At 64.5% G+C, this 25,028-nt stretch carries 33 protein-coding genes and 1 pseudogene; 20 read left to right on the forward strand and 14 right to left on the reverse strand.

Going from position 1 to position 25,028, the window contains the following annotated elements; translation table 11 throughout:
* Window positions 1-21: 21 nt before the first annotated feature.
* Window positions 22-1,113, reverse strand: a complete 1,092-nt coding sequence (locus ACE10X_RS37475) for a transporter (RefSeq protein WP_244435661.1) — start codon at window positions 1,111-1,113, stop codon at window positions 22-24.
* 479 nt (window positions 1,114-1,592) lie between these two features.
* On the opposite strand from ACE10X_RS37475, the pseudogene ACE10X_RS37480 reads away from it, so the two are divergent.
* Together ACE10X_RS37480 and ACE10X_RS37485 are read left to right on the forward strand one after the other, a co-directional pair.
* Window positions 1,593-1,946: pseudogene (locus ACE10X_RS37480) on the forward strand (formylglycine-generating enzyme family protein); the annotation flags it as partial.
* Entirely contained in the window at window positions 1,943-3,658 is a 1,716-nt protein-coding gene (locus tag ACE10X_RS37485; protein WP_375763637.1) for an arylsulfatase, read from the forward strand. The pseudogene ACE10X_RS37480 and the gene ACE10X_RS37485, both read left to right, overlap by 4 nt.
* Window positions 3,659-3,862: 204 nt before the next feature.
* On the opposite strand, the gene ACE10X_RS37490 is transcribed toward ACE10X_RS37485, so the two are convergent.
* A complete protein-coding gene (locus ACE10X_RS37490; protein ID WP_375763638.1) occupies window positions 3,863-4,459 on the reverse strand; it encodes a TetR/AcrR family transcriptional regulator in 597 nt (198 codons plus the stop codon).
* 93 nt (window positions 4,460-4,552) lie between these two features.
* On the opposite strand from ACE10X_RS37490, the gene ACE10X_RS37495 reads away from it, so the two are divergent.
* Window positions 4,553-5,344 (forward strand): crotonase/enoyl-CoA hydratase family protein, encoded by a 792-nt coding sequence (locus ACE10X_RS37495; protein WP_375763639.1) that lies wholly within the window; start codon window positions 4,553-4,555, stop codon window positions 5,342-5,344.
* A gap of 120 nt (window positions 5,345-5,464) precedes the next feature.
* Here ACE10X_RS37495 and ACE10X_RS37500 read toward each other — a convergent pair whose 3' ends face one another.
* Window positions 5,465-6,172 (reverse strand): glutathione binding-like protein, encoded by a 708-nt coding sequence (locus ACE10X_RS37500; protein WP_375763640.1) that lies wholly within the window; start codon window positions 6,170-6,172, stop codon window positions 5,465-5,467.
* Here ACE10X_RS37500 and ACE10X_RS37505 point away from each other — a divergent pair.
* From ACE10X_RS37505 to ACE10X_RS37515, 3 genes are read left to right on the forward strand one after another with little or no spacing between them, the layout of a single operon-like run.
* A complete protein-coding gene (locus ACE10X_RS37505; protein ID WP_375763641.1) occupies window positions 6,171-6,350 on the forward strand; it encodes a hypothetical protein in 180 nt (59 codons plus the stop codon). The genes ACE10X_RS37500 and ACE10X_RS37505 overlap by 2 nt on opposite strands.
* 48 nt (window positions 6,351-6,398) lie before the next feature.
* Entirely contained in the window at window positions 6,399-7,514 is a 1,116-nt protein-coding gene (locus ACE10X_RS37510; protein WP_375763642.1) for an MBL fold metallo-hydrolase, read from the forward strand.
* Window positions 7,511-8,167 (forward strand): SCO family protein, encoded by a 657-nt coding sequence (locus ACE10X_RS37515; RefSeq protein WP_375763643.1) that lies wholly within the window; start codon window positions 7,511-7,513, stop codon window positions 8,165-8,167. Before ACE10X_RS37510 ends, ACE10X_RS37515 begins: the two co-directional genes overlap by 4 nt.
* Window positions 8,168-8,313: 146 nt before the next feature.
* On the opposite strand, the gene ACE10X_RS37520 is transcribed toward ACE10X_RS37515, so the two are convergent.
* On the reverse strand, window positions 8,314-8,547 hold the full coding sequence (locus ACE10X_RS37520) for a hypothetical protein (protein ID WP_375763644.1): 234 nt from the start codon (window positions 8,545-8,547) through the stop codon (window positions 8,314-8,316).
* 111 nt (window positions 8,548-8,658) lie between these two features.
* Here ACE10X_RS37520 and ACE10X_RS37525 point away from each other — a divergent pair, with 111 nt between their 5' ends.
* From ACE10X_RS37525 to ACE10X_RS37550, 6 genes are all read left to right on the forward strand, one after another.
* Window positions 8,659-9,561 (forward strand): LysR substrate-binding domain-containing protein, encoded by a 903-nt coding sequence (locus tag ACE10X_RS37525; RefSeq protein WP_375763645.1) that lies wholly within the window; start codon window positions 8,659-8,661, stop codon window positions 9,559-9,561.
* Window positions 9,554-10,774 (forward strand): NAD(P)-binding domain-containing protein, encoded by a 1,221-nt coding sequence (locus ACE10X_RS37530; protein ID WP_375763646.1) that lies wholly within the window; start codon window positions 9,554-9,556, stop codon window positions 10,772-10,774. The genes ACE10X_RS37525 and ACE10X_RS37530 overlap by 8 nt, the downstream gene beginning before the upstream one ends.
* 315 nt (window positions 10,775-11,089) lie before the next feature.
* The gene (locus ACE10X_RS37535) at window positions 11,090-11,326 is read left to right on the forward strand and encodes a hypothetical protein (protein WP_304497180.1); all 237 of its coding nucleotides are present in this window, start codon (window positions 11,090-11,092) and stop codon (window positions 11,324-11,326) included.
* Window positions 11,323-11,529: a zf-TFIIB domain-containing protein gene (locus tag ACE10X_RS37540; RefSeq protein WP_370142560.1), complete on the forward strand. Its 207-nt coding sequence runs from the start codon at window positions 11,323-11,325 to the stop codon at window positions 11,527-11,529. Before ACE10X_RS37535 ends, ACE10X_RS37540 begins: the two co-directional genes overlap by 4 nt.
* A gap of 112 nt (window positions 11,530-11,641) precedes the next feature.
* Window positions 11,642-14,554 carry an excinuclease ABC subunit UvrB gene (gene uvrB / locus ACE10X_RS37545; protein WP_375763647.1) on the forward strand — a complete coding sequence of 971 codons (2,913 nt, stop codon included), beginning with the start codon at window positions 11,642-11,644 and terminating at the stop codon, window positions 14,552-14,554.
* 3 nt (window positions 14,555-14,557) lie between these two features.
* Complete coding sequence (locus ACE10X_RS37550) at window positions 14,558-14,974, forward strand: pyridoxamine 5'-phosphate oxidase family protein (protein WP_038387373.1); 417 nt, start codon at window positions 14,558-14,560, stop codon at window positions 14,972-14,974.
* A gap of 17 nt (window positions 14,975-14,991) precedes the next feature.
* On the opposite strand, the gene ACE10X_RS37555 is transcribed toward ACE10X_RS37550, so the two are convergent.
* The 5 genes from ACE10X_RS37555 to ACE10X_RS37575 all read right to left on the reverse strand — a co-directional run bounded on the left by ACE10X_RS37555 (window position 14,992) and on the right by ACE10X_RS37575 (window position 18,034).
* Window positions 14,992-15,360 (reverse strand): GNAT family N-acetyltransferase, encoded by a 369-nt coding sequence (locus tag ACE10X_RS37555; protein ID WP_375763648.1) that lies wholly within the window; start codon window positions 15,358-15,360, stop codon window positions 14,992-14,994.
* Window positions 15,357-15,491: a hypothetical protein gene (locus tag ACE10X_RS37560; RefSeq protein ID WP_375763649.1), complete on the reverse strand. Its 135-nt coding sequence runs from the start codon at window positions 15,489-15,491 to the stop codon at window positions 15,357-15,359. Before ACE10X_RS37560 ends, ACE10X_RS37555 begins: the two co-directional genes overlap by 4 nt.
* Before the next feature lie 501 nt (window positions 15,492-15,992).
* Window positions 15,993-16,187, reverse strand: a complete 195-nt coding sequence (locus ACE10X_RS37565; RefSeq protein WP_375763650.1) for a hypothetical protein — start codon at window positions 16,185-16,187, stop codon at window positions 15,993-15,995.
* A 135-nt stretch (window positions 16,188-16,322) separates the two neighbouring features.
* Window positions 16,323-16,562 carry a hypothetical protein gene (locus ACE10X_RS37570; protein ID WP_375763651.1) on the reverse strand — a complete coding sequence of 80 codons (240 nt, stop codon included), beginning with the start codon at window positions 16,560-16,562 and terminating at the stop codon, window positions 16,323-16,325.
* A gap of 419 nt (window positions 16,563-16,981) precedes the next feature.
* A complete protein-coding gene (locus ACE10X_RS37575; RefSeq protein WP_375763652.1) occupies window positions 16,982-18,034 on the reverse strand; it encodes an alpha/beta fold hydrolase in 1,053 nt (350 codons plus the stop codon).
* Window positions 18,035-18,262: 228 nt separating this feature from the next.
* Between ACE10X_RS37575 and ACE10X_RS37580 the strand changes: the two genes are divergently transcribed.
* From ACE10X_RS37580 to ACE10X_RS37590, 3 genes are all read left to right on the forward strand, one after another.
* Window positions 18,263-18,733 carry a nuclear transport factor 2 family protein gene (locus ACE10X_RS37580; RefSeq protein WP_038387384.1) on the forward strand — a complete coding sequence of 157 codons (471 nt, stop codon included), beginning with the start codon at window positions 18,263-18,265 and terminating at the stop codon, window positions 18,731-18,733.
* 60 nt (window positions 18,734-18,793) lie between these two features.
* Window positions 18,794-19,054: a hypothetical protein gene (locus tag ACE10X_RS37585; protein ID WP_016841374.1), complete on the forward strand. Its 261-nt coding sequence runs from the start codon at window positions 18,794-18,796 to the stop codon at window positions 19,052-19,054.
* Between the two features lie 295 nt (window positions 19,055-19,349).
* The gene (locus tag ACE10X_RS37590; RefSeq protein WP_026193357.1) at window positions 19,350-19,784 is read left to right on the forward strand and encodes a nuclear transport factor 2 family protein; all 435 of its coding nucleotides are present in this window, start codon (window positions 19,350-19,352) and stop codon (window positions 19,782-19,784) included.
* Between the two features lie 13 nt (window positions 19,785-19,797).
* Here the strand turns inward: ACE10X_RS37590 and ACE10X_RS37595 are convergent, their stop codons facing one another.
* Window positions 19,798-20,022: a hypothetical protein gene (locus ACE10X_RS37595; protein WP_157788100.1), complete on the reverse strand. Its 225-nt coding sequence runs from the start codon at window positions 20,020-20,022 to the stop codon at window positions 19,798-19,800.
* Here ACE10X_RS37595 and ACE10X_RS37600 point away from each other — a divergent pair.
* The 3 genes from ACE10X_RS37600 (at window position 20,012) to ACE10X_RS37610 (ending at window position 21,899) form a co-directional block, all read left to right on the forward strand.
* Window positions 20,012-20,953 (forward strand): hypothetical protein, encoded by a 942-nt coding sequence (locus ACE10X_RS37600; protein WP_304557083.1) that lies wholly within the window; start codon window positions 20,012-20,014, stop codon window positions 20,951-20,953. The two genes, ACE10X_RS37595 and ACE10X_RS37600, sit on opposite strands and share 11 nt — an antisense overlap.
* Before the next feature lie 155 nt (window positions 20,954-21,108).
* Entirely contained in the window at window positions 21,109-21,531 is a 423-nt protein-coding gene (locus ACE10X_RS37605) for a hypothetical protein (RefSeq protein ID WP_038387366.1), read from the forward strand.
* A gap of 227 nt (window positions 21,532-21,758) precedes the next feature.
* Window positions 21,759-21,899: a hypothetical protein gene (locus ACE10X_RS37610; RefSeq protein WP_162832442.1), complete on the forward strand. Its 141-nt coding sequence runs from the start codon at window positions 21,759-21,761 to the stop codon at window positions 21,897-21,899.
* A 107-nt stretch (window positions 21,900-22,006) separates the two neighbouring features.
* On the opposite strand, the gene ACE10X_RS37615 is transcribed toward ACE10X_RS37610, so the two are convergent.
* From ACE10X_RS37615 to ACE10X_RS37625, 3 genes are all read right to left on the reverse strand, one after another.
* Window positions 22,007-22,150: a hypothetical protein gene (locus tag ACE10X_RS37615; protein WP_016841369.1), complete on the reverse strand. Its 144-nt coding sequence runs from the start codon at window positions 22,148-22,150 to the stop codon at window positions 22,007-22,009.
* Between the two features lie 172 nt (window positions 22,151-22,322).
* Complete coding sequence (locus ACE10X_RS37620; protein ID WP_038387365.1) at window positions 22,323-22,805, reverse strand: MaoC family dehydratase; 483 nt, start codon at window positions 22,803-22,805, stop codon at window positions 22,323-22,325.
* 8 nt (window positions 22,806-22,813) lie between these two features.
* Complete coding sequence (locus tag ACE10X_RS37625) at window positions 22,814-23,272, reverse strand: MaoC family dehydratase (protein WP_028340591.1); 459 nt, start codon at window positions 23,270-23,272, stop codon at window positions 22,814-22,816.
* 321 nt (window positions 23,273-23,593) lie between these two features.
* Between ACE10X_RS37625 and ACE10X_RS37630 the strand changes: the two genes are divergently transcribed.
* Both ACE10X_RS37630 and ACE10X_RS37635 read left to right on the forward strand, forming a co-directional pair.
* Window positions 23,594-23,890, forward strand: coding sequence for a DUF4282 domain-containing protein (locus ACE10X_RS37630; protein WP_028340592.1), 297 nt, complete (start codon window positions 23,594-23,596; stop codon window positions 23,888-23,890).
* 152 nt (window positions 23,891-24,042) lie between these two features.
* Window positions 24,043-24,189, forward strand: coding sequence for a hypothetical protein (locus ACE10X_RS37635; RefSeq protein ID WP_162832441.1), 147 nt, complete (start codon window positions 24,043-24,045; stop codon window positions 24,187-24,189).
* Between the two features lie 134 nt (window positions 24,190-24,323).
* Here the strand turns inward: ACE10X_RS37635 and ACE10X_RS37640 are convergent, their stop codons facing one another.
* Window positions 24,324-25,004: a ParA family protein gene (locus tag ACE10X_RS37640; protein ID WP_028336032.1), complete on the reverse strand. Its 681-nt coding sequence runs from the start codon at window positions 25,002-25,004 to the stop codon at window positions 24,324-24,326.
* Window positions 25,005-25,028 lie beyond the last annotated feature (24 nt).

Below are 25,028 nucleotides of genomic sequence, written 5' to 3' on the forward strand. Positions count from 1 at the left end.
GTGGCAGCATCATGCGCGCTGCTATTTCGTGATTCTGGGCCGCGTGGATGTCGGCGGCGTTGGCGCCGCGGGCTGAAGATTGAACGTCAGCCAGACGTTCCAGCCTGCTGGCCGATTTTCATTGGCGAATTCGCCGTAGCCCTTCAGGTTCAGATATCCCTGCATGTCTCCGACCGGGAAAATGTAGCCGACCTGCGGGCCGACGCCGGCCACGCGCGACCGGAAGCAGCCGACACGATCGCCCGAGCCGCTGTCGCAGCCGAGTTGCTGATAGAGGTAACCGACGAGACCGACCTGCCACTGCTTGGTCAGGAATTGCGACGCGCCCCAGTCGAGGTGCATGTCGACGCCGCTTTGATATTGGGTGGAGGGGTTGACGAAGTTGTAGGTGAATCCCAGCACCGTCGAAAATTCATGCCCAGTCTTTGGATCGAAATAGGTGTAGCCGCCGCCCGCGTCGACCGCCCAGTGCCCAATCCCCAGATTCGCCAGGCGGCCCGACTGGTAGGCGCCGGCCGGAAGGTCGGCGGTAATGTACGTCATGTAATTGTTGACACCGGCATTCCAGCGCAGCGCGAACTGCGGGATCAGGTCGCCGAATGCAATGAGCGAGCTGTCGATGCTGTCAAACCGGGAGAAGGGGAACGTGCCGCCGCCCGGTCCCGTCAATGTCCCAACGAGCGATCCCGCCAGCGACGTGGAGTTGGAGCCGTAGGTCGCCAGCAGGCTGGCAGAGGCCTGACCGCCCAGCACGGGTGTTGCAAAAGTATAAGTCCCGGCCACAAGGCCAAGATTCACATTCGCATTGACGTTCGCGTTCACGGTGGCCGTCAGATTCGCGGGAAAGCGACCAAGCGTGATTTCGCGCGACCGCGCCACGTCGCCGCCGGCGGAAACAGAGGTGTGATAATAAACCGAGGTCACCGACCAGCCCGGCGCCTGCTGAGGAACAGCCGCGAGGCTGCCAAAAAATCCGGGTAACCAAAAGCTGATGCCGTTTTCGTCGGCGCGAGCCGCTTGGGTGGACAGCGCCAGTAGAGCGGCAAGCGCTCCAACACTCAAATGCCACTGCGAAAAAAATCTGCGTCCCAAACCCGGTCCAAGGTACCCCATCGCCGATCCCCCGACTCTCGCGATCCCACCGTCGCTCCGGCGGGGTAGAAACTCGGAAAGAATAAGCCGACGCCACCGTTGGTCCATGCGAAATCGGCATATTTGCGTTCAGCCGGCCCTTTATTGAAAGGCTGTGTTCATGACGCCACAGCCTTGGCACTTTTTGCATAGTCGTCAGGGGCTCTCGACAAGGAAGAGGCGACCTGGCTCGATTGATCTAGATCAATATGAGAAGGATGCGGTGCTGGAAGCATCTTATCTTGGCCAGTTCGAGATGCTGCGTCGTCGGTCTCGCACTTCGGATACTCGATCGTCTTTTGACTGACCAAGGCGTTAAATCCTCCCGAAGCAACCGGCGAGCTAGAAAGCTGCCGAGAGGTTCTTGCCCGGGCGACACTCGTAACTTTGAAACTCGTTCACTTCGAGTAGCTCATGCACGACGTTGGCGTTGCGGCAGACGTACCCAATCTGGTGGCTGAGGCTTCGAACGCACCTCGCGCGCCACCGCATTCCCGGTCAATGGCTGCGGCCCTCGTGAATCGGCAGCGTCTGGGAATGGACGACCGATTGGTATTCACCAGAAGCACGACGCAGACGCCCCGAAAGCCTGCTGTATCCCGCAATATCCTCGCGGCCGGTCCGAGGGCGGGAGCTACGACTCTCGTCAGCCGAACCTCAGGATTCCACGCAAGATGCTTAAAGGCGGCTCGCATCTTTGCGCTCCGAGCTACTGCCGCCGCCATCGTCCGGCCGCGCGTCACGCCGAGCCGATCGACACCTCAGCAAGCTATGTCGGCTTCAAGTGCATCACCATGAAGAGGATCACGTCATGAGTAACGATACGATTCCGGAAAAGCCTGAGATGAATACGGGGCCGAACAGCGTAAGATTGAAACGCCGCGATCTCTTGTTGAGCGGTAGTTCGCTCGTCGCCGCTTCAGCACTCTCTGCCGTCGGGGCGACAAGCTTAGCGCAAGCGCAGCAACCAACGCCGGCCCCGGTGCCCGCGCCGGCCGGACAGCGGCCCAATATCGTCGTCATCATGGGGGACGATATCGGCATCTGGAATATCGGTGCTTACCATCGTGGCATGATGGCCGGCCGGACGCCGAACCTCGACAAGATCGCCGCAGAAGGCATGCTGTTTACCGATTATTACGCCGAGGCAAGTTGCACCGCAGGCCGCGCCAACTTCATCACCGGCGAGCTGCCGATCCGCACCGGCATGACAACGGTCGGTCAGGCTGGCGCCCCCACAGGCTTGCCGGCGGAGGCCGTGACCATTGCCACCGCGCTCAAAGGCATGGGCTATGCCACCGGCCAATTCGGCAAGAACCACCTTGGCGACAAGAACGAGTTTCTGCCGACAGTGCACGGCTTCGACGAGTTCTTCGGCTATTTGTATCATCTCGACGCGATGGAAGACCCGGCCCACCCCGCTTATCCGCAGGAGCTGCTAAACACGGTCGGTCCGCGCAACATGATCCATTCGTGGGCAACCAATGTGGACGATGCCACCGTGGATCCGCGCTGGGGCAAGGTCGGCAAGCAAAGAATTGAGGACGCCGGAACGCTCTATCCCAAGCGGATGGAAACTGTGGACGATGAAATTCGAGACTTTGCGTTGAGTTTCATTGAAAAGGCTAAAGCCGACAACAAGCCGTTCTTCTTGTGGCTGAATCCAACTCGCATGCACATCGTCACGCACTTGTCGCCAAAGTATCAGGCAATGCGCAACTCCAAGAACGGTTGGTCGATTCATGAAGCCGGCATGGCGCAGCTCGACGACGATGTCGGCATCGTAATGCAAAAACTTAAGGACATGCGCGTGGATGACAACACCATCGTCATCTTCACCACTGATAACGGCACCGAGGTCTTCACGTGGCCGGATGGCGGACAGACGCCTTTCGCGCAAAGCAAAGGTACGGTCATGGAAGGCGGCTTTCGCGCGCCCGCGATGATCCGCTGGCCGGGCAAAGTGCCGGCCGGCAAGATCGAAAACGGCATCATTTCCGGGCTGGACTGGTTCCCGACCTTGCTGGCCGCTGCCGGCAACCCGAACATTGTCGAAGAACTGAAGAAGGGGAAGCACATCGGGGACCGTACCTACAAGTGCCATCTGGACGGTTATAATCAGATGGACATGATTACCGGCAAGGGGCCGTCGAACCGGCACGAAATCTGGTACTTCGGTGAGAGCGAGCTCGGGGCTGTGCGCATCGACGACTACAAGTATCGTTTCATCGACCAGCCCGGGGGCTGGCTGGGCGAAAAAAGCAAGGTTGACGTGCCCTACCTGACCAACCTTCGCCTGGATCCGTTCGAGCGAACGGGCTGGCCTGATAGCGGGACCAAATACGGCGCGCAACAATACTTCGACTGGTTCAAATATGAGTTCTGGCGCTTCGTGTTCGTTCAGCAGGAGGTCGAGAAGCTGGCCATGACCGCGGTCGAGTTTCCGCCGATGCAGAAGGGCGCGAGCTTCAACCTCGATTCCGTGAAGGCGAAAATCGAGGCCGCCAGGACGGCAATAGCAAAGTGAGATTCATAATCGTGTTGGGCGGCGTCCATGCCGCCCAACGCCGTCTCCTCCGGCCTTCGATATTGCAGATCGGTTCACCGAAGTCCGCTTCCGGGAGTGGAGCGGGCCAATAGCGAACGGGTCTGGCCCAAGGCCGGCGTACTTCAGTCCGGATCTATCTCGCCTTTTCAGAGCGTAGCGGACGGGCCTCGATGAGTACACGCTCTAACCCCGTTTGCGCGCCGGCTTCGCCAGCGCCGTCTCGATCAGCGTGCGCGCGGCCTCGCCGGCGGTCTCCATGTAGCTCGCGTCGCGGTGCAGCAGCACCACGGCGAATGAGCCGTCCAGCAGCAGCAGGATCTGCCGCGCCAGCTTGAGCGGATCGGCGATCCCCTGCTCCGCGAAGGCTGTGCGCAGCCAGTCCTCGAACTTCTTCTTGTGCGCGGCGCCGATCCGGATCGCAGGATGCCCGGGCATGTTGGCGAGCTCGGCGGAGGTGCGCAGGAAGCCGCAGCCTTTCCATTTCGGATGCCGAGCCGAGCGCGCGAGGTTCTTGAAGATCGCCTCGACCTTCGCCGCCAGGCCGCCCTCGGCCTCCGCGAACCATTTGCGGAACAGCGCGAGATTGGGCTGGTCGCGCGCGGCGAGATAGGCGGCGACAAGGTCGTCCTTGCTCTTGAAGTGATAATACAGCGTGCGCTTGGTGAGGCCGGCCTTGGCCGCGACCTCGTCGACGCTGACGCGGCGGATGCCTTCATTGTAGAACAGCGCGCTCGCCGCCTGGACGATGCGCTCGCGGGTGGGCTCGGAGGGTCTGGGCATGGCGCGTATGTATACTAACCAGTGAATATACACAAATTGCAGCTAGCTCTACATTCGGCGCTGACACAAAACAGCCATGCCGGAGAGCGCACCATGCCCGAACCCATCCTGCTTGAGATCACCGCCGGGATCGCCCTGATCACGCTGAACCGTCCCGAGCAGCTCAACGCACTGAACTACGGGCTGATCGATCAGCTGATGACGGCACTCGACCGCATCGAGGGCGACGCTGACGTGCGCGCGGTGATCCTGACCGGCGCCGGCGAGCGCGCCTTCTCGGCCGGCGCCGACATCAAGGAATTCTCTGACAGCGTCAAACGGGGAGCCGCCGTTGCGGTGCGCGACTTCGTCCGACGGGGACAAGCCATGACCGCGCGGCTCGAGGCGTTCAAGAAGCCCGTGATCGCCGCGGTCAACGGGCTCGCCTTCGGCGGCGGCTGCGAGATCACTGAAGCAGTACATCTTGCGATCGCCAGCGACCGCGCGCTATTTGCAAAACCCGAGATCAAGCTCGGCATGCCCCCGACCTTCGGCGGCACGCAGCGGCTGCCGCGGCTGGCCGGACGCAAGCGCGCCCTGGAGCTGCTCCTCGCAGGCGATCCGTTCCCGCCCGAGCATGCGCGCGAGATCGGGCTGGTCAATCAGATCGTGCCGCACGATCAATTGCTGACGGCCGCGCGCGAGCTCGCCGGCCGCATCATCAGGCATTCGCCCGGCGCCGTCGCCGGCACCATCACCGCGGTGACGCGCGGGCTCAACATGCCGATTGCCGAGGGCCTTTTGGTCGAGAGCGAGCAGTTCGCCGCGCTGGTGCCGAGCCGCGATCTCGCCGAGGGGCTTGCGGCGTGGAAGGAACGGCGGCTGGCGAAATATGTCGGGGCGTGAGCTCCGCTCGTGCCAACCGTCATTGCGAGCGAAGCGAAGCAATCCATCGATCCGCATACGCGGAAAGATGGATTGCTTCGTCGCTTCGCGCCTCGCAATGACGGGGAGAGAGTTGCGTCTCTACCGCACCACCGCGGCGGTCTGCCCGAACAAGAGCTTGCGCTCTTCCTCGGTGCGGATCGCGGGCTGGCCGAAATTCGGATTGACCTCCTTCGCCTTGGCATAGGCGCGCTCGGTCGCCGGGCGCTTGCCGATCGTCTCCAGCCAGCGCTTCAGATGCGGGAAATCGTCGATCTCCTGGCCCTGGTTCTTGTAGGGCACGACCCAGGGGTAGCTCGCCATGTCGGCGATCGAATAGTCGCCGGCGATGAACTCGCGGTCGGCCAGCCGCTTGTTGAGCACGCCGTAGAGCCGGTTGGTCTCGTTGACGTAGCGGTCGATCGCGTAAGGCAGCTTCTCGACGGCGTAGTTGCGGAAGTGATGGTTCTGCCCGGCCATCGGCCCAAGCCCGCCCATCTGCCAGAACGTCCACTGGATCACGTCATAGCGGCCATGAATATCGGCTGGCAGGAATTGTCCGGTCTTCTCGGCGAGATAAAGCAGGATCGCGCCGGACTCGAACAGCTGTAGCGGCTTGCCACCGCCCTTCGGCGCGTGATCGACAATTGCGGGGATGCGGTTGTTCGGCGCGATCTGCAGGAAGTCCGGCTTGAACTGATCGCCTTTGCCGATGTTCACCGGGAAAATCCTGTACTCCAATCCGGTCTCCTCAAGGAACATCGTTATCTTGTGACCGTTCGGCGTGGACCAGTAGTGGAGATCGATCATGGGCGTGATCCTGCATTGCCAGGGACTGCCGATGTCGTGCACCGGCGAGAAAGATGCGAATGCATGGAGTTGGGCGCATAACCGCAGCCAAGTCAATGGCGCGCGCATTGCACCGCGCGCGAATGTGATCTGCAAGCAGCGCAAGTGCCCGATTGAGCCGCGTCCCGATTGCTCCTAGGCTCAACGTGTTTGGTATTGAAACGTTTTCAGAACACGGGGGATTGTGATGACACGGGATTTGGCACGACGTGATTTCCTGAAAGGTTCGGCGGCGGCCGCCGGCGCTGCAGCCGCGGGCGCCTTCTCCTGCGTCGAGATCGCCAGCGCCGCGCCGATCGAGGTGCCGACCGTCGACAAGCTCTCGATCCGCGTGCTGGTCGATTCCAGCTTCGATTTGTTCTTCAAGCCGAAGCACGCCGGCGGCGTCACCATCGCGTCGCCGCCGCGCTCCGCCGACTACCAGAAGTCGCTGCACAATGAATGGGGACTGTCGCTGTGGCTGGAGTCGGAGGCCAAGGGCGCGCAGCGCACGCTGATGCTCGACTACGGCTACACACCGGAGGTGCTGCTCAACAACATGGCGCTGGTCGGCGTCGATCCGGCGAAGCTCGACGCGCTGATCGTGAGCCACGGCCACTACGACCATTTCGGCGGCCTCAACGGCTTCCTCGACAAATTCCGCGATAAACTGCCAGCCGACGTGAAGCTCTATGCCGGCGGCGAGGACAATTTCTGCCACCGCGTCAGCGCGACGCCGACCAAGGGCCAGTTCAGCGATTTCGGCACGCTCGACCGCCGCCATCTCGCGGCGCAGCGCGTCACCACGGTGCTGTGCGAGACCCCGACCGTGATCGCGGGCCATGCCTTCACCACCGGCAAGATCACTCGCCGCAGCATCGAGCGTGTGCTGCCGCAGACCTGGGTCGAGTTCGGCATCAAGGACGGGCTCGGCTGCAACGCCAGCCACTATCTGCCGGCCGAGATGGACGGCAAGATCGTGCCCGACGAGCACATCCATGAGCACGCCACCTGCTTCAACGTGCGGGACTTCGGCCTCGTCGTGATCTCGTCCTGCGGCCATGTCGGCATCGTCAATTCGGTGAAGCAGGCGCAGGAGGTCTCCGGCATCCAGAAGGTGCACGCCATCGTCGGCGGCTTCCATCTCGGGCCGGCGCCGAAGGACTACCTCACCGAGGTGGTCACCGAGATCAGGAAGCTCGACCCCGACGTGCTGATCCCGATGCATTGCTCCGGGCTCAACTTCGTGCAGGAGGCGACCGCGCAGATGGGCGACAAGGTGCTGGTCACGACGACGGGCAGCCGCCTCTCCTTCGGCATATGATCGCGCCGATCCTGCGCGGCATTGCATACGCTGGCGCGGGCCTGGCGAGCGCCGGCACAGGCCTGTGGCTGACGCTGGCGCCGGTGCTGGCGGCCGATGCGCCGCCGCAATCGGCGCGCTCGGCCGCCGAGATCATGGATATCCTGATGTGGAACAGGGAGCCGGTCGGCGGGCCGTTCGCGCTGACCGATCAGGCGGGCCATCAACGCACCGACAAGGAGTTCCGCGGCAAGCTGATGCTGATCTATTTCGGCTTCACCACCTGCCCCGACGTCTGCCCGACCGATCTGCAGGCGATCGGGCTTGTGCTCGACAAGCTCGGCCGCGACGGCGACCAGGTGCAACCGATCTTCATCACCGTCGATCCCGAGCGCGACACCGCTGCGCATCTCGCAGACTACGTGCCGATGTTTCACCCGCGCCTGATCGGGCTGACCGGCAACCCTGATGCGATCCGCAAGGTCGCCGATGCCTACAAGGTCTACTTCGCGCGGGTGCCGCTGAAGGATGCCGACGACTACACCGTCGATCACACCGCCTACATCTATTTGATGGACCGCGACGGCAATTATCTCGGCTTCTTCCCGCCGGGGACGTCAGCCGACCGGATGGTCGAGATCATCCGGCCACGGCTCGCCGAGCCGGCGCGCTAGTGCCGCATCGGGATTGCGCCCCCGCTCCCACTTGCTGGGGAGGGTTGGGGTGGGGGCTCTCTCCGCGGTACAGACCGGATAGATACCCGACAGTTTGGACCGGCATGATTGCCGACAGGTTTCTCGAAGCATCGACTGGTTTCGCATCACTGCAGCCGCCCGTGCGCGCGCAAAAAGCTCTCGCCGCTTTCCGTCACCATCACCCGCATGCCCTCGACCGAGGGTCGACGCGCGACATAGCCGCGGTCGACGGCATCCTCCCAGATCGTCAGCCGCGGGCATGAGCTGCGCCAGACCTCGAGCACCTCGGCATAGTGCCGCGGCTCGCGCGCGACCCACTCGACAAGATCGAGCACCAGGGCGTCTGTGGTCTCTGTCATGTGGTCCTCGCCGGGTCAGCAGGGATTCATTGTCTCCGGTATTTCTGCGCCGCTTGGCCTCTTCGGGCAAACTGAGTTATCTTGCCCATGCATCAGTTTTCCTGAGGGTTCATGCGGCGGCTGCTCTTTCTCAACGGCATCAAGGCGTTCGAAGCCGCGGCGCGGACCGGCAGCTTCGCGGCGGCGGGCAGCGAGCTCAACGTCTCGGCCGCCGCGATCAGCCGGATGGTGCACCTCTTGGAGGAGCGGCTCGGCGTCGCGCTGTTCGAGCGCAAGGCCAACCGCCTCGTCACCACGCCGGCGGGCCGCGCCTACCAGGGTGGGCTGACGCCGATCTTCGACGCGCTGGCGAGCCTCACCGCGCAGGTCACGGCGTCCGCGAGCGCGCGGGTGCTGACCGTCGGCGTCGGTCCGACCTTTGCGCTGAAATGGATGATCCCGCACCTCGCCGAGTTCCGCAAAGCGGAGCCCGACATCGAGGTGCGCATCACGACCGGCGGCATGGCGGTGCCGTTCGCCGACGACTGGAGCTGCGGCATCCAGCTCGGCGATGGCCAATGGCCGGGCCTCGTCGCCGAGCCGCTGTTCGCCGCCGATCTGATGCCGGTGTGCACGGCGCGGCTCGCCAATACCCTGAAGCGCCCCGCCGACCTCAAGGGCCCGAGCCTGATCCGCGTCGCGCATTCGCCCGACGACTGGCCGTCCTGGCTGAAGGCGGCGGGCGTGCCGCGCCTGACCGCGCGCGGGCCGGAATTCCAGTTCTACGGCCAGGCGCTGCAGGCCGCTAGCGACGGGCTCGGCATCGCGATGGGCATCCGACCCTATATCGACGACGATCTCGCCGCCGGCCGGCTGGTGGCGCCGTTTGCGCTCAGCGTGCCCAAGGGCATGCGCTGGTATCTGGTCTATCGCGGCTTCCGTGCCGAGCAACGCGATTTCGCCGCGTTCCGGCGCTGGATCATCCGTGCCGCGGCGGAGCCCGCCGCCCGCCGCAAGGGACCACGCAGTGCCTGACGAGACCTTCGATACGCTAGTGATCGGCGGCGGCCAGGCCGGGCTCACCATGAGCCACCGGCTGAAGCAGCATGGCATCGCCCATCTGGTGCTGGAGCGAGGCCGCATCGCCGAGCGCTGGCGCAGCGAACGCTGGGACGGATTGATGTTCCAGTTTCCGAACTGGTCGGTGCGGCTGCCGGAATTTGCGTTTCCGCACAGCGATCCCGACGGCTTCGCGGATACCGCCGCCATCATCGCCTTCATCGAGCACTACGCCGCGTTCGTCGCGCCGCCGATCCGCTGCGGCGTCGCGGTCACCAGGCTGCGCCGCGATGCCGGCGGCTTCCTCGCCGAATTTGCCGGCGGCAGCATCGCCGCCCGCAACGTCATCATCGCCACCGGCCCCTATCAACGGCCGCTGCGGCCCGCGCTGCTGCGCGATCACCCCGGCTTGTTTCAGGTCGATGCCGCCGGCTACAGGAATCCCGCGCAATTGCCTGACGGCGCGGTGCTGGTGGTCGGTGCCGGCGCCTCGGGCGCGCAGATCGCCGAAGAGCTGATGCACGCCGGCCGCGACGTCTTCCTCTCGGTCGGACGTCACAACCGCCTGCCGCGCCGCTATCGCGGGCGCGACCTGATCTGGTGGCTGGCCGAGATGGGCATCGACCGGACGCCGGTCGAGCAGCGCGGACCGTCGCGGCTGCTGCCGGTGATCTCCGGCGCCCATGGCGGCCACACCGTCGATTTCCGCCGCTTCGCCGCCGGCGGCGTAACCCTGCTCGGCCGCGTGACGGCGGCGCGCGACGGCGTGCTCGAGATCGCGCCCGATCTCGCCGCCAACATCGCCAATGGCGACGCCTATTACGCGACCTTCCTCGGGGTCGTCGACGACTTCGTCGCGGCACGCGGCCTCGATCACCCCGAAGATCCCTTGGCGCGCCTCCGTTTGCCCGATCCGCCGTGCCTCACCGCACCGCTCGATGCGATCGACCTGCGCGCCGCGCGGATCAGGAGCGTGATCTGGGCCACCGGCTATGGCCTCGATCTGAACTGGATCGACATACCGGTGCTGGATGCCGACGGGGCGCCGCGACACCGCCATGGCGTCTCCGACGTGCCGGGCCTCTATTTCCTCGGCCTGCAATGGCTGTCGAAGATGAAATCCTCGTTCCTGTCAGGCGTCGGCGACGATGCCGCCGTGCTCGCCGACCACATCGCCGGCCGCGGTTAGATCCAACGACATCGGAGGTGCGCTCCCTCGCCCCGTTCTTACGGGGAGAGGGTTGGGGTGAGGGGCTGCTTCCGCGCAAACCGTCGCAATTGGACTCGCGGGGGCTCCCCCCTCACCCGGAACGCATCTGGCGATGCGTTCCGACCTCTCCCCGCACGCGGGGCGAGGTGAAGCGGAGCTCGCTGCTCGAAGCAAAGTCGACTTCTTCTCCCGGTTCCTTTGCCGTTCGGAAATAAACCGCGCGACTTGTGATCTGGTTCACATAGGGCACCGCGCGCTCGTGCTTCCTATGAGAAGGGCGTTTCGAGGTCGCACATGATTTACAGCGGTTTTGAGATCAAGTCGTTCGAAGTGGGGAAGGGGCAATGGCACGCCAGGATTCAACGGGTCGATCAAAGGCCGGTCGTCATCGATGGCATGCTGTTTCCGATGCTCGACATCGGCTTTGCGTGGTCCGATCCGGATGCGGCGATCGCCGACGCGAAGCGGGCTATCGACCGGTTCCCGCAACGCTATGGCATGACAATGCCGGCGGCCGAAGCATCGGCGTGACCGGCAACGTCGTGGTCGCCGCCGTCCCGCAATGCGAGCCGGATCCGGTCTGGCCGGCGCAGGTCCGCACCAGCTGCCCGGAATGCGCCGCCCCGCTCTCGCTGCTGCGCGTGATCCCCGGCCGCGCCGCCGAATACTGGACCATGCGCTGCGACGGCTGCGGCGGGATACATCTCGACATCGTCGACCTGCCGCGGGCCTGAACTCCGCGACGGCGCCGCCTGCTGACACCCTGCTGTCAGCAGCCTCGCCCGTGCAGCTATCCAGCCGTCGTTTGCCCTTTTCTCGCTGCCGGACTCGTCCCATATTCGGGGCATGGCGAAGACACCGAACACTCCGAAAAAGCCCGGCAAAACCCCCAAATCCAAAGCACACCGGCCCGAGGTCCTCCCGATCGGGCCCGCGCTCGCCGAATTGCTCAATCCGGCGATCAACCGCGGCGATGCCGGCATGGGTTCGGGCACCGGCCTGCAGCCGCCGCCGGACAATTCCTGGGACCGCCGCGCCGGCGGCGAGGCCGCCGCGCATCGCGCGCGGGCGTCGACGCGCGAGACCAGCGAGGACGTCGCCAGGCGCGATACCTCGGGCCTCGGCGAGGCCCCGCAGGCCAATTACGGCACCTCGGCCATCATCCCGACCCTCGATCCGGAACTGGCGCGGCAGCTTGGCCTGCCCACCGCCGAGGACGACGAGGAGGCCCTGGCGCGGCCGCCGCGCAGCAAGATGGAGGCGCTCGGCGTCAAGGCGACCGCCGACGCGCTGGAGAACCTGATCCGCGACGGCCGCCCGGAATTCCGCAAGGACGACGGCTCGATGCGGGTGTGGACCCCGCACCGCCCGCCGCGCCCGGAGAAATCCGAAGGCGGCGTGCGCTTCGAGATCAAGTCCTACTATCAGCCGAAGGGCGACCAGCCGACCGCGATCGCCGAGCTGGTCGAGGGCATCGACCGCAACGAGCGCACCCAGGTGCTGCTCGGCGTCACCGGCTCGGGCAAGACCTACACCATGGCCAAGGTGATCGAGGCGACGCAGCGCCCGGCGCTGATCCTGGCGCCGAACAAGACGCTGGCCGCCCAGCTCTATGGCGAGTTCAAGAACTTCTTCCCGGACAACGCGGTCGAGTATTTCGTCAGCTATTACGACTACTACCAGCCGGAAGCCTACGTCCCGCGCACCGACACCTATATCGAGAAGGATTCCTCGATCAACGAGCAGATCGACCGCATGCGCCACTCGGCGACGCGTGCGCTGCTCGAGCGCGACGACGTCATCATCGTCGCTTCCGTGTCCTGCATCTACGGTATCGGCTCGGTCGAGACGTACACTGCGATGACCTTCGCCTTGAAGAAGGGCGAGCGCATCGACCAGCGGCAATTGATCGCCGACCTGGTCGCGCTGCAATACAAGCGCACCCAAGCCGAGTTCACCCGCGGCACCTTCCGCGTCCGCGGCGACGTCATCGACATCTTCCCGGCGCACTATGAGGACCGCGCCTGGCGGGTGAACCTGTTCGGCGACACCATCGAGACCATCGAGGAGTTCGATCCGCTCACCGGCCACAAGCAGGACGAGCTCGAATTCATCAAGATGTACGCCAATTCGCACTACGTGACGCCTCGCCCGACGCTGGTGCAGGCGATCAAGTCGATCAAATCGGAGCTGAAGCAGCGCCTCGACCAGCTCAACGACCAGGGCCGCCTGTTGGAAGCGCAGCGGCTCGAGCAGCGCACCACCTTCGATCTCGAGATGATGGAGGCGACCGGAAGCTGCGCCGGCATCGAGAACTATTCGCGCTATCTGACTGGGCGCCGCCCCGGCGAGCCGCCGCCGACGCTGTTCGAATATGTGCCGGACAACGCACTGATCTTCGCCGACGAGAGCCACGTCACGGTGCCGCAGATCGGCGCCATGTTCCGCGGCGACTTCCGCCGCAAGGCGACGCTCGCCGAATACGGCTTCCGCCTACCCTCCTGCATGGACAACCGCCCGCTCCGCTTCGAGGAGTGGGACATGATGCGGCCGCAGACGGTGGCGGTGTCGGCGACGCCGAGCGGCTGGGAGCTCAACGAATCCGGCGGCGTGTTCGTTGAGCAGGTGATCCGCCCGACCGGGCTGATCGATCCGCCCGTCGACATCCGCCCTGCCCGCACCCAGGTCGACGATCTCGTCGGCGAGGTGCGCGCCACCGCGGCGGCCGGCTATCGCTCGCTGATCACGGTGCTGACCAAGCGCATGGCGGAGGACCTCACCGAATATCTGCATGAGCAGGGCATCCGCGTCCGCTACATGCACTCGGATATCGACACGATCGAGCGTATCGAGATCATCCGCGATCTCCGCCTCGGCGCGTTCGACGCGCTGGTCGGCATCAACCTCCTGCGCGAGGGCCTCGACATTCCCGAATGCGCGCTGGTCGCGATCCTCGACGCCGACAAGGAAGGCTTTCTGCGCAGCGAGACCTCGCTGATCCAGACCATCGGCCGCGCCGCGCGCAACGTCGACGGCAAGGTGATCCTCTATGCCGACAGCATGACCGGTTCGATGGAGCGCGCGATGGCCGAGACCACGCGGCGCCGCGAGAAGCAGGTCGAGTACAACGAGGCCAACGGCATCACGCCGGAGAGCGTGAAGAAGTCGATCGGCGACATCCTCAACTCCGTCTACGAGCGCGACCATGTGCTGGTCGAGATCGGCGACGGCGGCATGGCGGACGACGTCATCAGTATCGGGCATAATTTCGAGGCCGTGCTGAGCGATCTCGAAACACGGATGCGCGAGGCCGCGGCCGACCTGAACTTCGAGGAAGCCGCCCGGCTGCGCGACGAGGTCAAGCGGCTGCGCGCCACCGAGATGGCCGTGGTCGACGATCCCACCGCCAAGCAGCGCAACGTGCAGAAGCAGGCCGGCGCCTATGCGGGCACCCGGAAATACGGCGATGCCGCCAACCTGCCGGTCAGCGCGCTGAAGAACAAGTCGGCGCAGACCTCGCTCAAGGCTGGCCGCGGTGGCAAGTCCGGCTCGCGCGTGCACAAGCCCGATCTCGACGAGATGCACGGCCCGGAATCGCTGCCCTTCCGCCCGAGCGGCGCGCTGCCGGCAAAGCCGTTCGGCACCACGAGCCGCATCATCCAGCCGACCGACTCGCGGCAGTCGGGGCCGGAGTTCGGCCCGTCGCCGCGGTCGAGCGGCGGCGCGCCGGGCAAACGGGGCGGGTGGAAGAAGAGGTAGATCATGACGCGCGCCGAGCTTCTCGCCTTCCTGCGGATGCATCGGCTCGCTGTGGTCAGCACGGTTCACGACGGCGCGCCCCAGGCGGCGGTCGTCGGGATCGCGGTCAGCGACAATCTTGAGATCATCTTCGACACCCTGACCATCTCGCGCAAATACCAGAACCTCCGCGCCGATCCGCGCGCGGCGCTGGTGATCGGTTGGGACGCCGAACAGACCGCACAGGTCGAGGGCGTCGCGGACTTCCCGAGCGGCGCGGAGCTCACCGCCTGCAAGCAGGTGTATTTCGCAGCGTGGCCCGACGGGCTGGAGCGCGAGACCTGGCCGAACATCGGCTATGTGCGGATACGGCCGAACTGGGCGCGGTTCAGCGATTTCGGCGCGGTGCCGGCGCAGATTGAGGAGATGACGCTGCCGTAGACAGCTTCATCAGCCGATCACGCCACGTCGAACGCCGGATGGTAGCTCACATCCCCCCTGGGCGCCTTGCCCCTCAACACCATCCGCTGAAAGTATCGGCTCGGCTTGCCGCCATAGATCAGCCGCCGATCATCGAGGAAGCCGAAGCGGTGGTAGTACGCGGGATCGCCGAGCACGACGCAGCCATCGGCCCCTTGCTCCGCAAGCCGGATAAGCCCCTCGCATATCAGAGCTTTGCCGATTCCGCGCCGTTGCATGTCGGGTGCGACCGAGACCGGGCCAAGGCCATGCCAGCGTCCCGCTACGCCATCGATCTGCACCGGCGAGAACGCTATGTGGCCAGCGATGCTGCCGTCCTCGGAGACAGCCACCAGCGAAATCGTCAACGCGCGGCTGCGCGCAGCGCCTCGACGATGCGGGCTTCGGTGCCGCTGCTGTGCGGCGCCTTCGCGAAGGCGGCCGCCGTGATGCGGCTGATCGCGGCGGCGTCTTCGGGGCGTTCGTCCCTGATCTGCATTCCCGCAGATAAGGCCGATCGGCAACAGCGCGCAAGGGAAGCGCAAAGCTCGGGCAAATCATGTCGCGAGAATGCTGAAGTATGACTCACCGACCGTGCCACATATTCGGTGTCGTCCCTGCGAAAGCAGGGACCCATAACCACAGACGATCATCGTGATGCGACGGTGGAGCGACGAGTCCCGTTCACGATATCCGCCGCGGGGTATGGGTCCCTGCTTTCGCAGGGACGACGTCCGGAAGGGCGCGCGGCCTCTCGGTTCACGCACGGACGTCTCTGGAATACTGGATCGCTCGCATGCGCGGGTGATGACTCGGCGCTGTTTGACATCTTAAATCGAGAACCATCCTCACCGTCATCTTGGCGAAAGCCGGGACCTATTACCACCGGCTTTGGTTGTCGGAAGGATCGTGGCCCCAGTGTCGCGCAACAATTCGCATTAATGGGTCCTGGCTTTCGCCAGGACGACGTCAAGGGATGTGGCTCCGCTTCGCCCCGACCCTACCCCGATCGCTTGTTGCTGGTGTTCTGGATCAGATTGCCGTGCGCGGCCTGCTCGCGGATGTTGTGCTTCTCGTCGTCGCGATGGCCCTTGGTGGTGTCGATGGGAACGCTGGGGGCGCTGCCGGGGCCCTTGTGGCTCTTGTTGTCGTCCGGAACGGGCTGGATGGTCTTTGTCTTTGGTTTCGTCATCATCGTCTCCGTTACGCATGGAGACAACGCAGCCGGTGCGGACGGCGTTCCCGGAACGAGACGTCGTTCCCGGAACGAGACTTCACGTTCCTGGAGATGTGGCGTCACGTTCCAGGAGATGTGGCTTCACAGCCGACCCTACAGCTTCTCCTGCTGCGACGGCTGCGCCTGTTGCTGCTGGCGCTGCCGTGCCTGCTCCTTGGCGTGATGGCGGCCGTAGAGGCAACCGGCGGCGGCGCCGAGCATGCCGTGATGGCCGGCATAATGACCGGCGACGCCGCCGACGATCGCGCCCTTGACGCAACCCTTGGCGTCGGCCGGCGACGCCGCGGCAAGCGCGCTGACGGCAATGACGGACGCGAGAACAATCGATTTCATGATGCGGCTCCGATGCAATGCTGCCGCATCAACGGCGAAGCGGCACCGCCGGTTCCGGGAAGAAGAAGCGGTTCACCATCGACCTCCCCGCCGGCAAGGCGGCGCGGCGGATTAGCTGTTATCGAACGCACCGCGACAGCGAGCCGGCGCGATCTCACCGGCCGGCCCCGGAGGAGCTCAAGGCCTCATGGCCGGCGTCGACGCCGGCTCACCGTCGCGCGGTGCGCGCTCGCATGATCTATTTGGAGACAACCAGGGCGGCGACGGCAAGCGGCATGGTGTTTCTCATACGGAACTCCTGATCGCGGATGCGTCGCCCACGCCGAACCAACCGGGCGCGCGCCGGGAGGTTTCATTAACTCGCGGACAGGCACCGCCGCGCCCGCTTCACGTCCGCAGGACGCGATCAGTGCCGCCGATCAGTTCAATGTCTTGCCGCCGCCGGTGACGCCGTCGAGGAACACGCCGGTTTCGCGGTTGAGAAACTCGACATCCGCCGGGAAGAAACCGCCGGCCGAGGCGTGGCCGGTCACGGTGCCCGGGCTGATCGTCTTGATGGTCACGCCTCCGATGTTGTGGCCCATCTGGTTCGGCTCGAATTCGGGATTCAGCAGGTCCTTGGTGCCGGTGAGGATCAGCGTCTTCGCCTTGATCGAAGCCAGCGCCTTCGCGGTGTCGCCGCCGAACCCGGCCGTGGTGCCGACATCGTGCCGGTCATAGGCCCAGCTCTGGTAGATCCAGTCGTTGGCGTCGAACAACTTCCACAGCGCGGTCTCCTGTTCGGCCATCCAGGGCAGCACGTCGGGGCCGGACTTGAACTGCGCCGCATACATGTCGGGCGTGCGCGCCGCGAGCAGCGCGACGATATCGCGAAACAGTTTCAGCCCCTTCTCCGGCGGCGCCTCGTAATTGCCGTCCTTCCACGCCGGATCGTTCATGATCGCCTTGCGCGAGGCCTCCATCACCGCGACCGACCAAGCCGGCGTCTTCGCAAGCGGCACCATCGCAACCAGCGCGTCCATGAAGTCCGGATGGCTGACGCCCCATTGCAGCGCCTGCATGCCGCCCATCGAGGGGCCGACCACGGCGACGACATGGTCGATGCCGAGCTTCTCCTTCATCAGCCGGTACTGCGATTCCACCATGTCGCGGATCGCGAATTTCGGGAACTGCATCCGCGGCTGCGCCTTCGAATTGCTCGGCGACGTGGTCAGCCCGTTGCCGATCGCATCGGTGCAGACGATGAAGTACTTGTCGGGGTCGAGCGCCTTGCCGGGGCCGATCATGAAATCGAGCCGGTGATGATTGCCCGAGATCGCGGTCACCATCAGGATGGCGTTCGACTTCTTCGCGTTCAGCGCGCCGTGGGTGCGGCGAAGTGGGTGATGCGCTTCATTGGTCTCTCCCCATCGGGGCGGCTCTGTTCGGCCGCCTTCCGCCGCGAAGCATACGGGCCGGCCGCGCCGCGGCAAGGCCGCGGGCGCGAAGATTTAAGCGGCGCAGGCGCGGAATAAACCGCCGCCCGCACCGCGGCGGCCGCCCGTCGTCGCATTGCGCGAACCGGCGCGTCGCATGCATTTTGTGCCATAATGCACGCGCTGGTTGCCGAACCTAATCGCGTCTCGCGCGTCAAACATGTTGTTGATTGTGGAATGCTCCGGTTCACAATGCCGGGCCGGAGCGAGTCGGCGGAGTCGATCATGGGCGAGGATTTGAACCGGCAGCGCGTCTTGAACTTCCTCGACGTCTATTATGCCGGCGGCATCGAGGGCGCGCTCGATCGCTGCAGCGACGACGTCGCGTTTCTCGCCAACGCCCCGATCGACATTCTTCCGCATATGGGCCAGCACCGCGGCAAGGCCGCGCTGCGCCAGATGTGGACCACGATCCACGAGCGCTATTCCGACATGCGCTACGAGGCGCCGATCGTGGTGACCCAGGGCGACAGGGTCGCCGCGCAGCTGCGCGTGTTCTTCCGCAAGCGCAACAACGCCCGCGTGGTGCAGTTCGACGTCGCGGTGTTCTACACGCTGCGCGACGGCAAGATCACCGAGATCCGCGAGATCATCGACACCTTCGACCTCGTCCAGCAGGTGCTGGAGCGCGACGTCGCGGCGGCGCTGACCGGTCATGACCACATCGTGCCCGCAAATTCGCAACGCCAGCGTTGAACCTCGACCGCGCGGCGCTGACCTATGACTGGGCTTGTTGCGGTCGGGGCTGAAATCACCATGAAAGTCGCATTGCTCGCTGTGCTTGGCCTGGCGCTGGGCGCCCTTGGCGGCGCCGCCTTCGGCATCGGAGCCGGGCTTAGCTGGATCGGATTGGCCAGAACCTCGGGTATCGATAGCGGAACGCTGGTGTTTTTCACCTTCATGCCGCTCGGCGCCGCGATCGGCGGCATCGGCGGCGCGCTGCTGTTCGCGGTGGTGGCGATCCGCGACGCCGAGATCGTGATCGAGCGGCAGCCGGTGCGGCGGCGCGACCGCTGAATTGCGGTCACCGGAGCGTTTTCGAGCGAAGCGGCTGCCGGTTCGCGTCAAGAAAACGCGTCAGAACCAGAATCTCGATCCCATTCCGATCCTGTCGGAGTAGAATTCCAGAGGGCGGCGGTCATATTCCGGTAAAATTCCGCGCAATTGTGCATTGCAAAAAAGTCATTTGCGTTTTTGCCGTTCCGCACTATTTCAGGCCGCAATAGCGATGTGCAGCAACCTGGCAAGGCGTCGGCGCTGACCCCCTGCCATCCGTTTGCGTTTGAAAATCCAGTTTCAGGACAAGGCCAAAATGACAGAGCATAGTCTCTGGCGTTTTTCGCGCGCATTGCATCGCGCGATCAACGAACGCCAGCTTGCAGATATCGAGCCGCTGCTCGACGACGAGGTCGAATGGTCCATCTATGGGCCGATCGACCTGTTTTCCTTTTTCGGCGCGCGCCGCGGCAAGGCCGCGGTGCTCGAGGTGATCAGGCAGATCGGCGAGAACCTCAGGGTTCACCGCTTCGACCGGGAACAGATCATGCTCGGCGTGGATTCCGCAGCCTCGATGCTGCGCTATTCGCTGACGGCACTCGACTCCAACAAACCGATCTCGCTCCGGATCGCGCATTTCGCGCAGTTCAGGGCCGGCAAGCTCACGAGCTTCCGCGTGCTGGTCGACAGTTTCGACCTGGTCGAGCAGACCGTCGGCTACCCGATCCATCTGCCGCGCATCGCGGTCTGACGGCTTTTCGATTTCACGCCTTCGTCATGTCCGGGGCCCCTGCCCCGGCAGCGGCGGCCTGTTTTGCCAGCCCCGAACGGCCGCGCTCGGGACGCGCCGCGCCAACGCGCTGCGCGTTTGTCCCGGACATGACGATCACGCGTTGATCACTTGCTTTCAGAGCGCCGATGCCACAATTTTGCGCCACGGCAAACGCATGCTGCGGCTCTGGAATTTGCGGGCTGGGAATGACCTTCACATTACGATTTGGCTGGGCAAGGCTGCCGATGCTGGCGGCCGGCTTCAGCCTGGCGACAGCGCTGTCGGCCGCCGCGCAAACCCCGCCATGGCAGATCGCTCCCGCCGCCCAGGATACCGCAGCCGATAACGCCGAGGCTGCGGCCGACGAGGAGCCGCCGGCGGCCAATGCCAATGACGCCGACATCCTGAAGGACATCGACGAGAGCAAGCTCGACTGGAGCCAGCTCGACACCGATTCCACCAGCCTGCCGACGCTGGCGCCGAAGCGTGCGGCGAGGCCGGCCAGCGTCGCCGGCAACGATCCATCCTGGTCAACCAACAACAACGCCAACGGCTCGTCGGCGGTGTCGGTCAAGCAGTCGATCTCGCCATTCCTCGACACCCGCATCGGCGCCGACATGACGGTCGCGAGGCAAGGCACGATGACGACGTCGGAGCAATTGTCGGAGCGGCTCGCCAATGGCGGCAGCCTGCCGCAGTCCGGCGGCTCGGCCTGGGCCGCGATCTCGACCGGCGGCGTGGCCTCGATCTGGGACAAGACCTCGGTCGAGGCGCGGGTCGATCCCTCCGCCGACCAGAGCAAGGTCGGCACCTCCCTGAGCAAGTCGGTGCCGCTGTCGGAGCAATATTCGCTGACGCTGCAGAACGGCTACAACCTCATCCAGCAGGGCGTGGTCCCGGTGCCCGGCATCATCAGCCACCCGTCGCGCAGCTACGACACCGATCAGTCGGCGAGCCTGTCCGTTAACGACACCGGCACCAGCATCACGGCAGGCCAGACGCTGTCGACCTCCGACGACAGGTGGCTGCGCCGGATCGGCGCCGAGCAGAAGCTGTTCGACGGGGTCACCGTCTCCGGCTCGGTCGGCGAGACCTCCCAGGGCGCGACCAACAAGAGCATCAGCGCCGGCTACAAGCGCTCATGGTGAACGGTCTGTTAGCTCTATCGCGCTAAATGATCAGGCATTGCCGCAACTTGGCCCAGATGCGGTCAAATTCGGCGGCACTGATAGGTCCGTAACTTCATCAATTCGTCGTGCGGGGGACAAGCCGCGCTTCGCTATTGCGAACTAGAGGAAAGCCGATGAACGCCACCAACCGTACCGAGGAAGCCGAAGCCGAAGCGACGTCTGAGGTCGACACCAACCTTGCCGCGGTCTCGGAAGTCGAAGCCGGCATCCGCGACTTCGTGCGCAACGATATCGCCTATCTGCGCCGGCCGGTGGCGAGCCCGGAGACCGCACCGACCGACACCAACACCGATGCCACCGTCAGCAACGTCAACTCGCTGATCCAGCGCGTCGCCGGCACCTCGCTCGCCGAGATCGAGAAACTGATCGGCGAGCTCGAGAGCCTGCGTGACCTGCTGCATGCCGAGGGCCAGCGCGTCCAGCGCGAGATCTCCGGCTATGCCCAGCTCAGCCAGGCCGCGATGAAGTCGACGCGCATGATCGCCGACAACGTCTCGCAGTGGAAGCGCGCGGCCGACGGCCTACGCAACAGCTGATCCGGATCCGCCTTTAGGGTTGGCAGCCGCCGCCTCCTGGACAGGGGGCGGCGGCTTCGCTTTGCGGTCGCGATTCAGCGCAGAACGATTCGTTATTCAGCGCGGTGTAAACTCCGCGACGTCAATTTTTGCAGATGCCGATTTGAACTTCGGATGCCGAGCCCGCCTCCAATCCGGAATTCGCGTCCGGACCGCGCCTTGCCGGGCATCCGTTTGGAGACGAAGTCATGCAGAGCGTCCGGCCGGATAACGCCGCCGATCCGATTCCGCTGCGCCAGCCGCAGCAGGGCATCGGCACGATCATGATCCGCTTCATCGGCATCCTGGTAGCCGCGACCGTCGTGATGGTGCTGATCTGGAATCGTTAGACTGAAGCTTGGAAGATGTGTGACGCAGCCTGCCGACAGATCACATTGAAAAGCGCAATTGCGCGCAACCTGCGCCCCCTCGAGCGCCGGCAGTTACAGACGGTCAATCAGCGATCGATGCTCGCGGTGGTCTCGAAGGAATAATTGCCGTCGGCAAAGCCCTTCACGACCATTCCGGTGGCCAGCATCACCACAACCGTTACCGTCGCGAAGATAATGCCGACGAGTTTCAGCGCGCTGCGATCTGCCATGGTATCCCCAGTCATTCTTGCCAGATGTCCGTGCCCTCAAACCATAAGGCAGGGACAAAGGTTCAGAATGCGTTAGCAAAAAATGAGTTCCACGCAACGCACAACTGCGTCGGCCGCAGAAGTCATCCGCTAACCATGGCGTCCGGGCAACATCAGAGGCGTGCGGGCAACATCAGGAACCGGGATTCCGCCGTGGCACGAAAGCGGTGGCAAGGAACGAGAACACCACCTCATTGCGCTGATTGACGCCGATGTTGCGGGCCTGGAGGATGCCCCATTCGGGCCGCTTCTCGGACGTGCGCTTGGTCTCGACCTGGTTGGTGAAGCTGATGGTATCGCCTGCGAGCACCGGGCGGATCCAGCGCAGCTCGCGGAAGCCCGGTGAGGGGCCCCAGACCGCGACCTGTTCGCCGCGCGCGGCGGCTTCCGCGGCGAGCCGCTTGCCGTCGGCAACGAGCAGCTTCATGCAGACGCTGGCGACGTGCCAGCCCGATGCGGCGAGCCCGCCGAACAGCGAGTTGCGCCCCTCCTCCTCGTCGAGATGGAAGCGCTGCGGATCGAACTGCGCGGCAAAGCGCTTGATGTCCTCAGGCGTGAAGGTGAAGGAGCCGAACTCGCGCCGTGCGCCGATCTCGATATCTTCAAAAAAGCGCATGACCTCTCCTATGCGCTCGCGGCGTCGCGGCGGCTGATCATGATCGGCGCCTCCATCTCGCACAGCATCTCGCCGCGCGCGTTGCGGATCGTGCTCTTGAACGTGACGATGCCGGTCTCGGGACGGCTCTTCGAGACGCGCGCTTCGACGACATCGACATCCAGCGTCAAATCGTCGCCCGGACGCAGCGGCGCCACCCAGCGCATCTCGTTGACCCCGGGCGCGCCCAGCGAGGCGGTGCGGCCGATGAAGCCGTCGAACAGCATCCGCATCATCAGCGAGCCGAGATGCCAGCCCGAGCCCGACAGGCCGCGGAGCATGGATTTCTTCGCCGCCTCCTCGTCGAGATGCATCGGCTGCGGGTCGAATTCGGCGGCAAAGGCGAGGATTTCCTCGCGTGAAACATGGCGCGGGCCGAACGTGCCGAAGCGGCCGGGCTTGAAGTCTTCGAAGGTCAGCGTGGTCATTGGGTGAGGATATGCCGGAGGGAAGCCCGATTGTGGCCGTTATTTGCAGCAATCACAACCGGCCCACTCGCATAGCTCGCCCCTGGACCGCCGGCGCCCGGTCCGGGGCTCGCCTTTGGCGAGACCGATTGGGCTTCTGCGGTATCGATCCCTCTGGTCGCGGAGGCGCTTTGGCGTCGTCCCAAACCATTGGCCCGGCGAATAGCCTCGTCCCGATGGACGCCTGCGGCGCAGGCTTCCGCGACGAAGTGATCGCGCCGGCGGTGACGCAGTAGGATGAACGAGACGCGAATCATATTTCGGCTGGCCGGGAGAACCATGATGTTCGATTTCCAGGATCTGTTTCAGTGGGACCGCTTCATCACGCCCACGATCATCAAGACGTTCTACTGGCTGGTGATCGCGGTCATCGTGCTGTTCGGGATCTCCGGCATCCTGTGGAGCCTCACCGCGATGGCGATCAGCCCGTTCGTCGGCTTCATCCAGTTGCTCGCGTCGATCGCCAGCGTCTTCGTCGGCATCGTGTTCTCGCGCATCGCCGCCGAGTTCATCCTGATCGTATTCCGGATCAACGAGCATCTCGGCGCGATCCGCGACCGGGACGGAGCAATGCACTGAGGCGAACGGCAACCAGCCGAACGCGGCCCGCCGCCCATGCCGTGGTTAATCCGAAGTAGCACCCGCGCGCAAATGCCCGCGAAATTCCGACCGGGATCTTAAATCCGCTCGCGTATCAGCCTCTGCATTGCCAAGACCAGCGCGGGGGCGTCGTGAATTCGAGGAATGGCTTTGTTGCCGTGAGGCCGGGTGCCGAGCCGGGCTTTACGACCGAGGATATTTTATGGGCTGTCGGCATCTGGTCGGTGATCCTGACCCTGGCGCCGGTGATCGTGTTCTATCTGCTGATGGTGGCTTAAAGCCAACCATCGTGTCATTGCGAGCGTCAGCCAGATTGCAAGTGTCAGCCAGGCAATCTGCGATTGCCTGGTCGCTTCAGCAAAAAACGCGCGAGTGCCGCGCGTTCTTTCCATTTCGAACGTAAGCGGCGTTGTTACGCCGCTTGCTTGTGCATCGTACCGGACGCCGACGCCGTGCCACGGATCGCCTTGATCGAGCGTTCGATCGCGGCCCACAGCCGATTGATCTCGGCGGCGGCGCGGCCTTCCGCATAATATTCGCGGGCGCCTTCGCCCTGGCCGAGCGCCATCAGAAGATCGGCGCGGTTGGTGATCTGGCCGCTCCACACCGGCGCACGGAATTTCGCCAGCGCCTCGCGTGCGATCGCGACGATGCGGCTTTCGGCGCCGTCACGCTGCGCGGGCGCGCCGTTGATCACGACGGCATAGGGCTTGCGCATCGAGCGGCAGGTCTGGATGGTTTCCTGCACGGCGTTGACGTCGAACACGCCGGGCCGCGCCGGAATGATCACCATCGTGGCGTTCTTGATGGAGTCGTCGACCACGGCCGAGAGGTTCGGCGGCGTGTCGATGAACACCCACTCGATGCCGTCACGCTTGGCCTGGGCAATGATCCCGCTGACCGAGTTCACCGCCGTCTTGATCGCCGGCTCGTTGGTGCCGCGCAGCTTGTGCCAGAGCGTCAGCGAGCCCTGCGGATCGGCATCGATCAGCAGACAGGGCTTCGTTGCCTTGTGCACTTGCGCAGCGAGGTGAGCAGCCAGGGTACTTTTTCCCGAGCCCCCCTTACGCGAAGCGAAAACAATCACGTTCATACGTTGGCCTCCAGATTGACCCCA

It is taken from the genome of Bradyrhizobium sp. Pha-3 (assembly GCF_042258325.1).
Taxonomy (GTDB): Bacteria; Pseudomonadota; Alphaproteobacteria; order Rhizobiales; family Xanthobacteraceae; genus Bradyrhizobium; species Bradyrhizobium elkanii.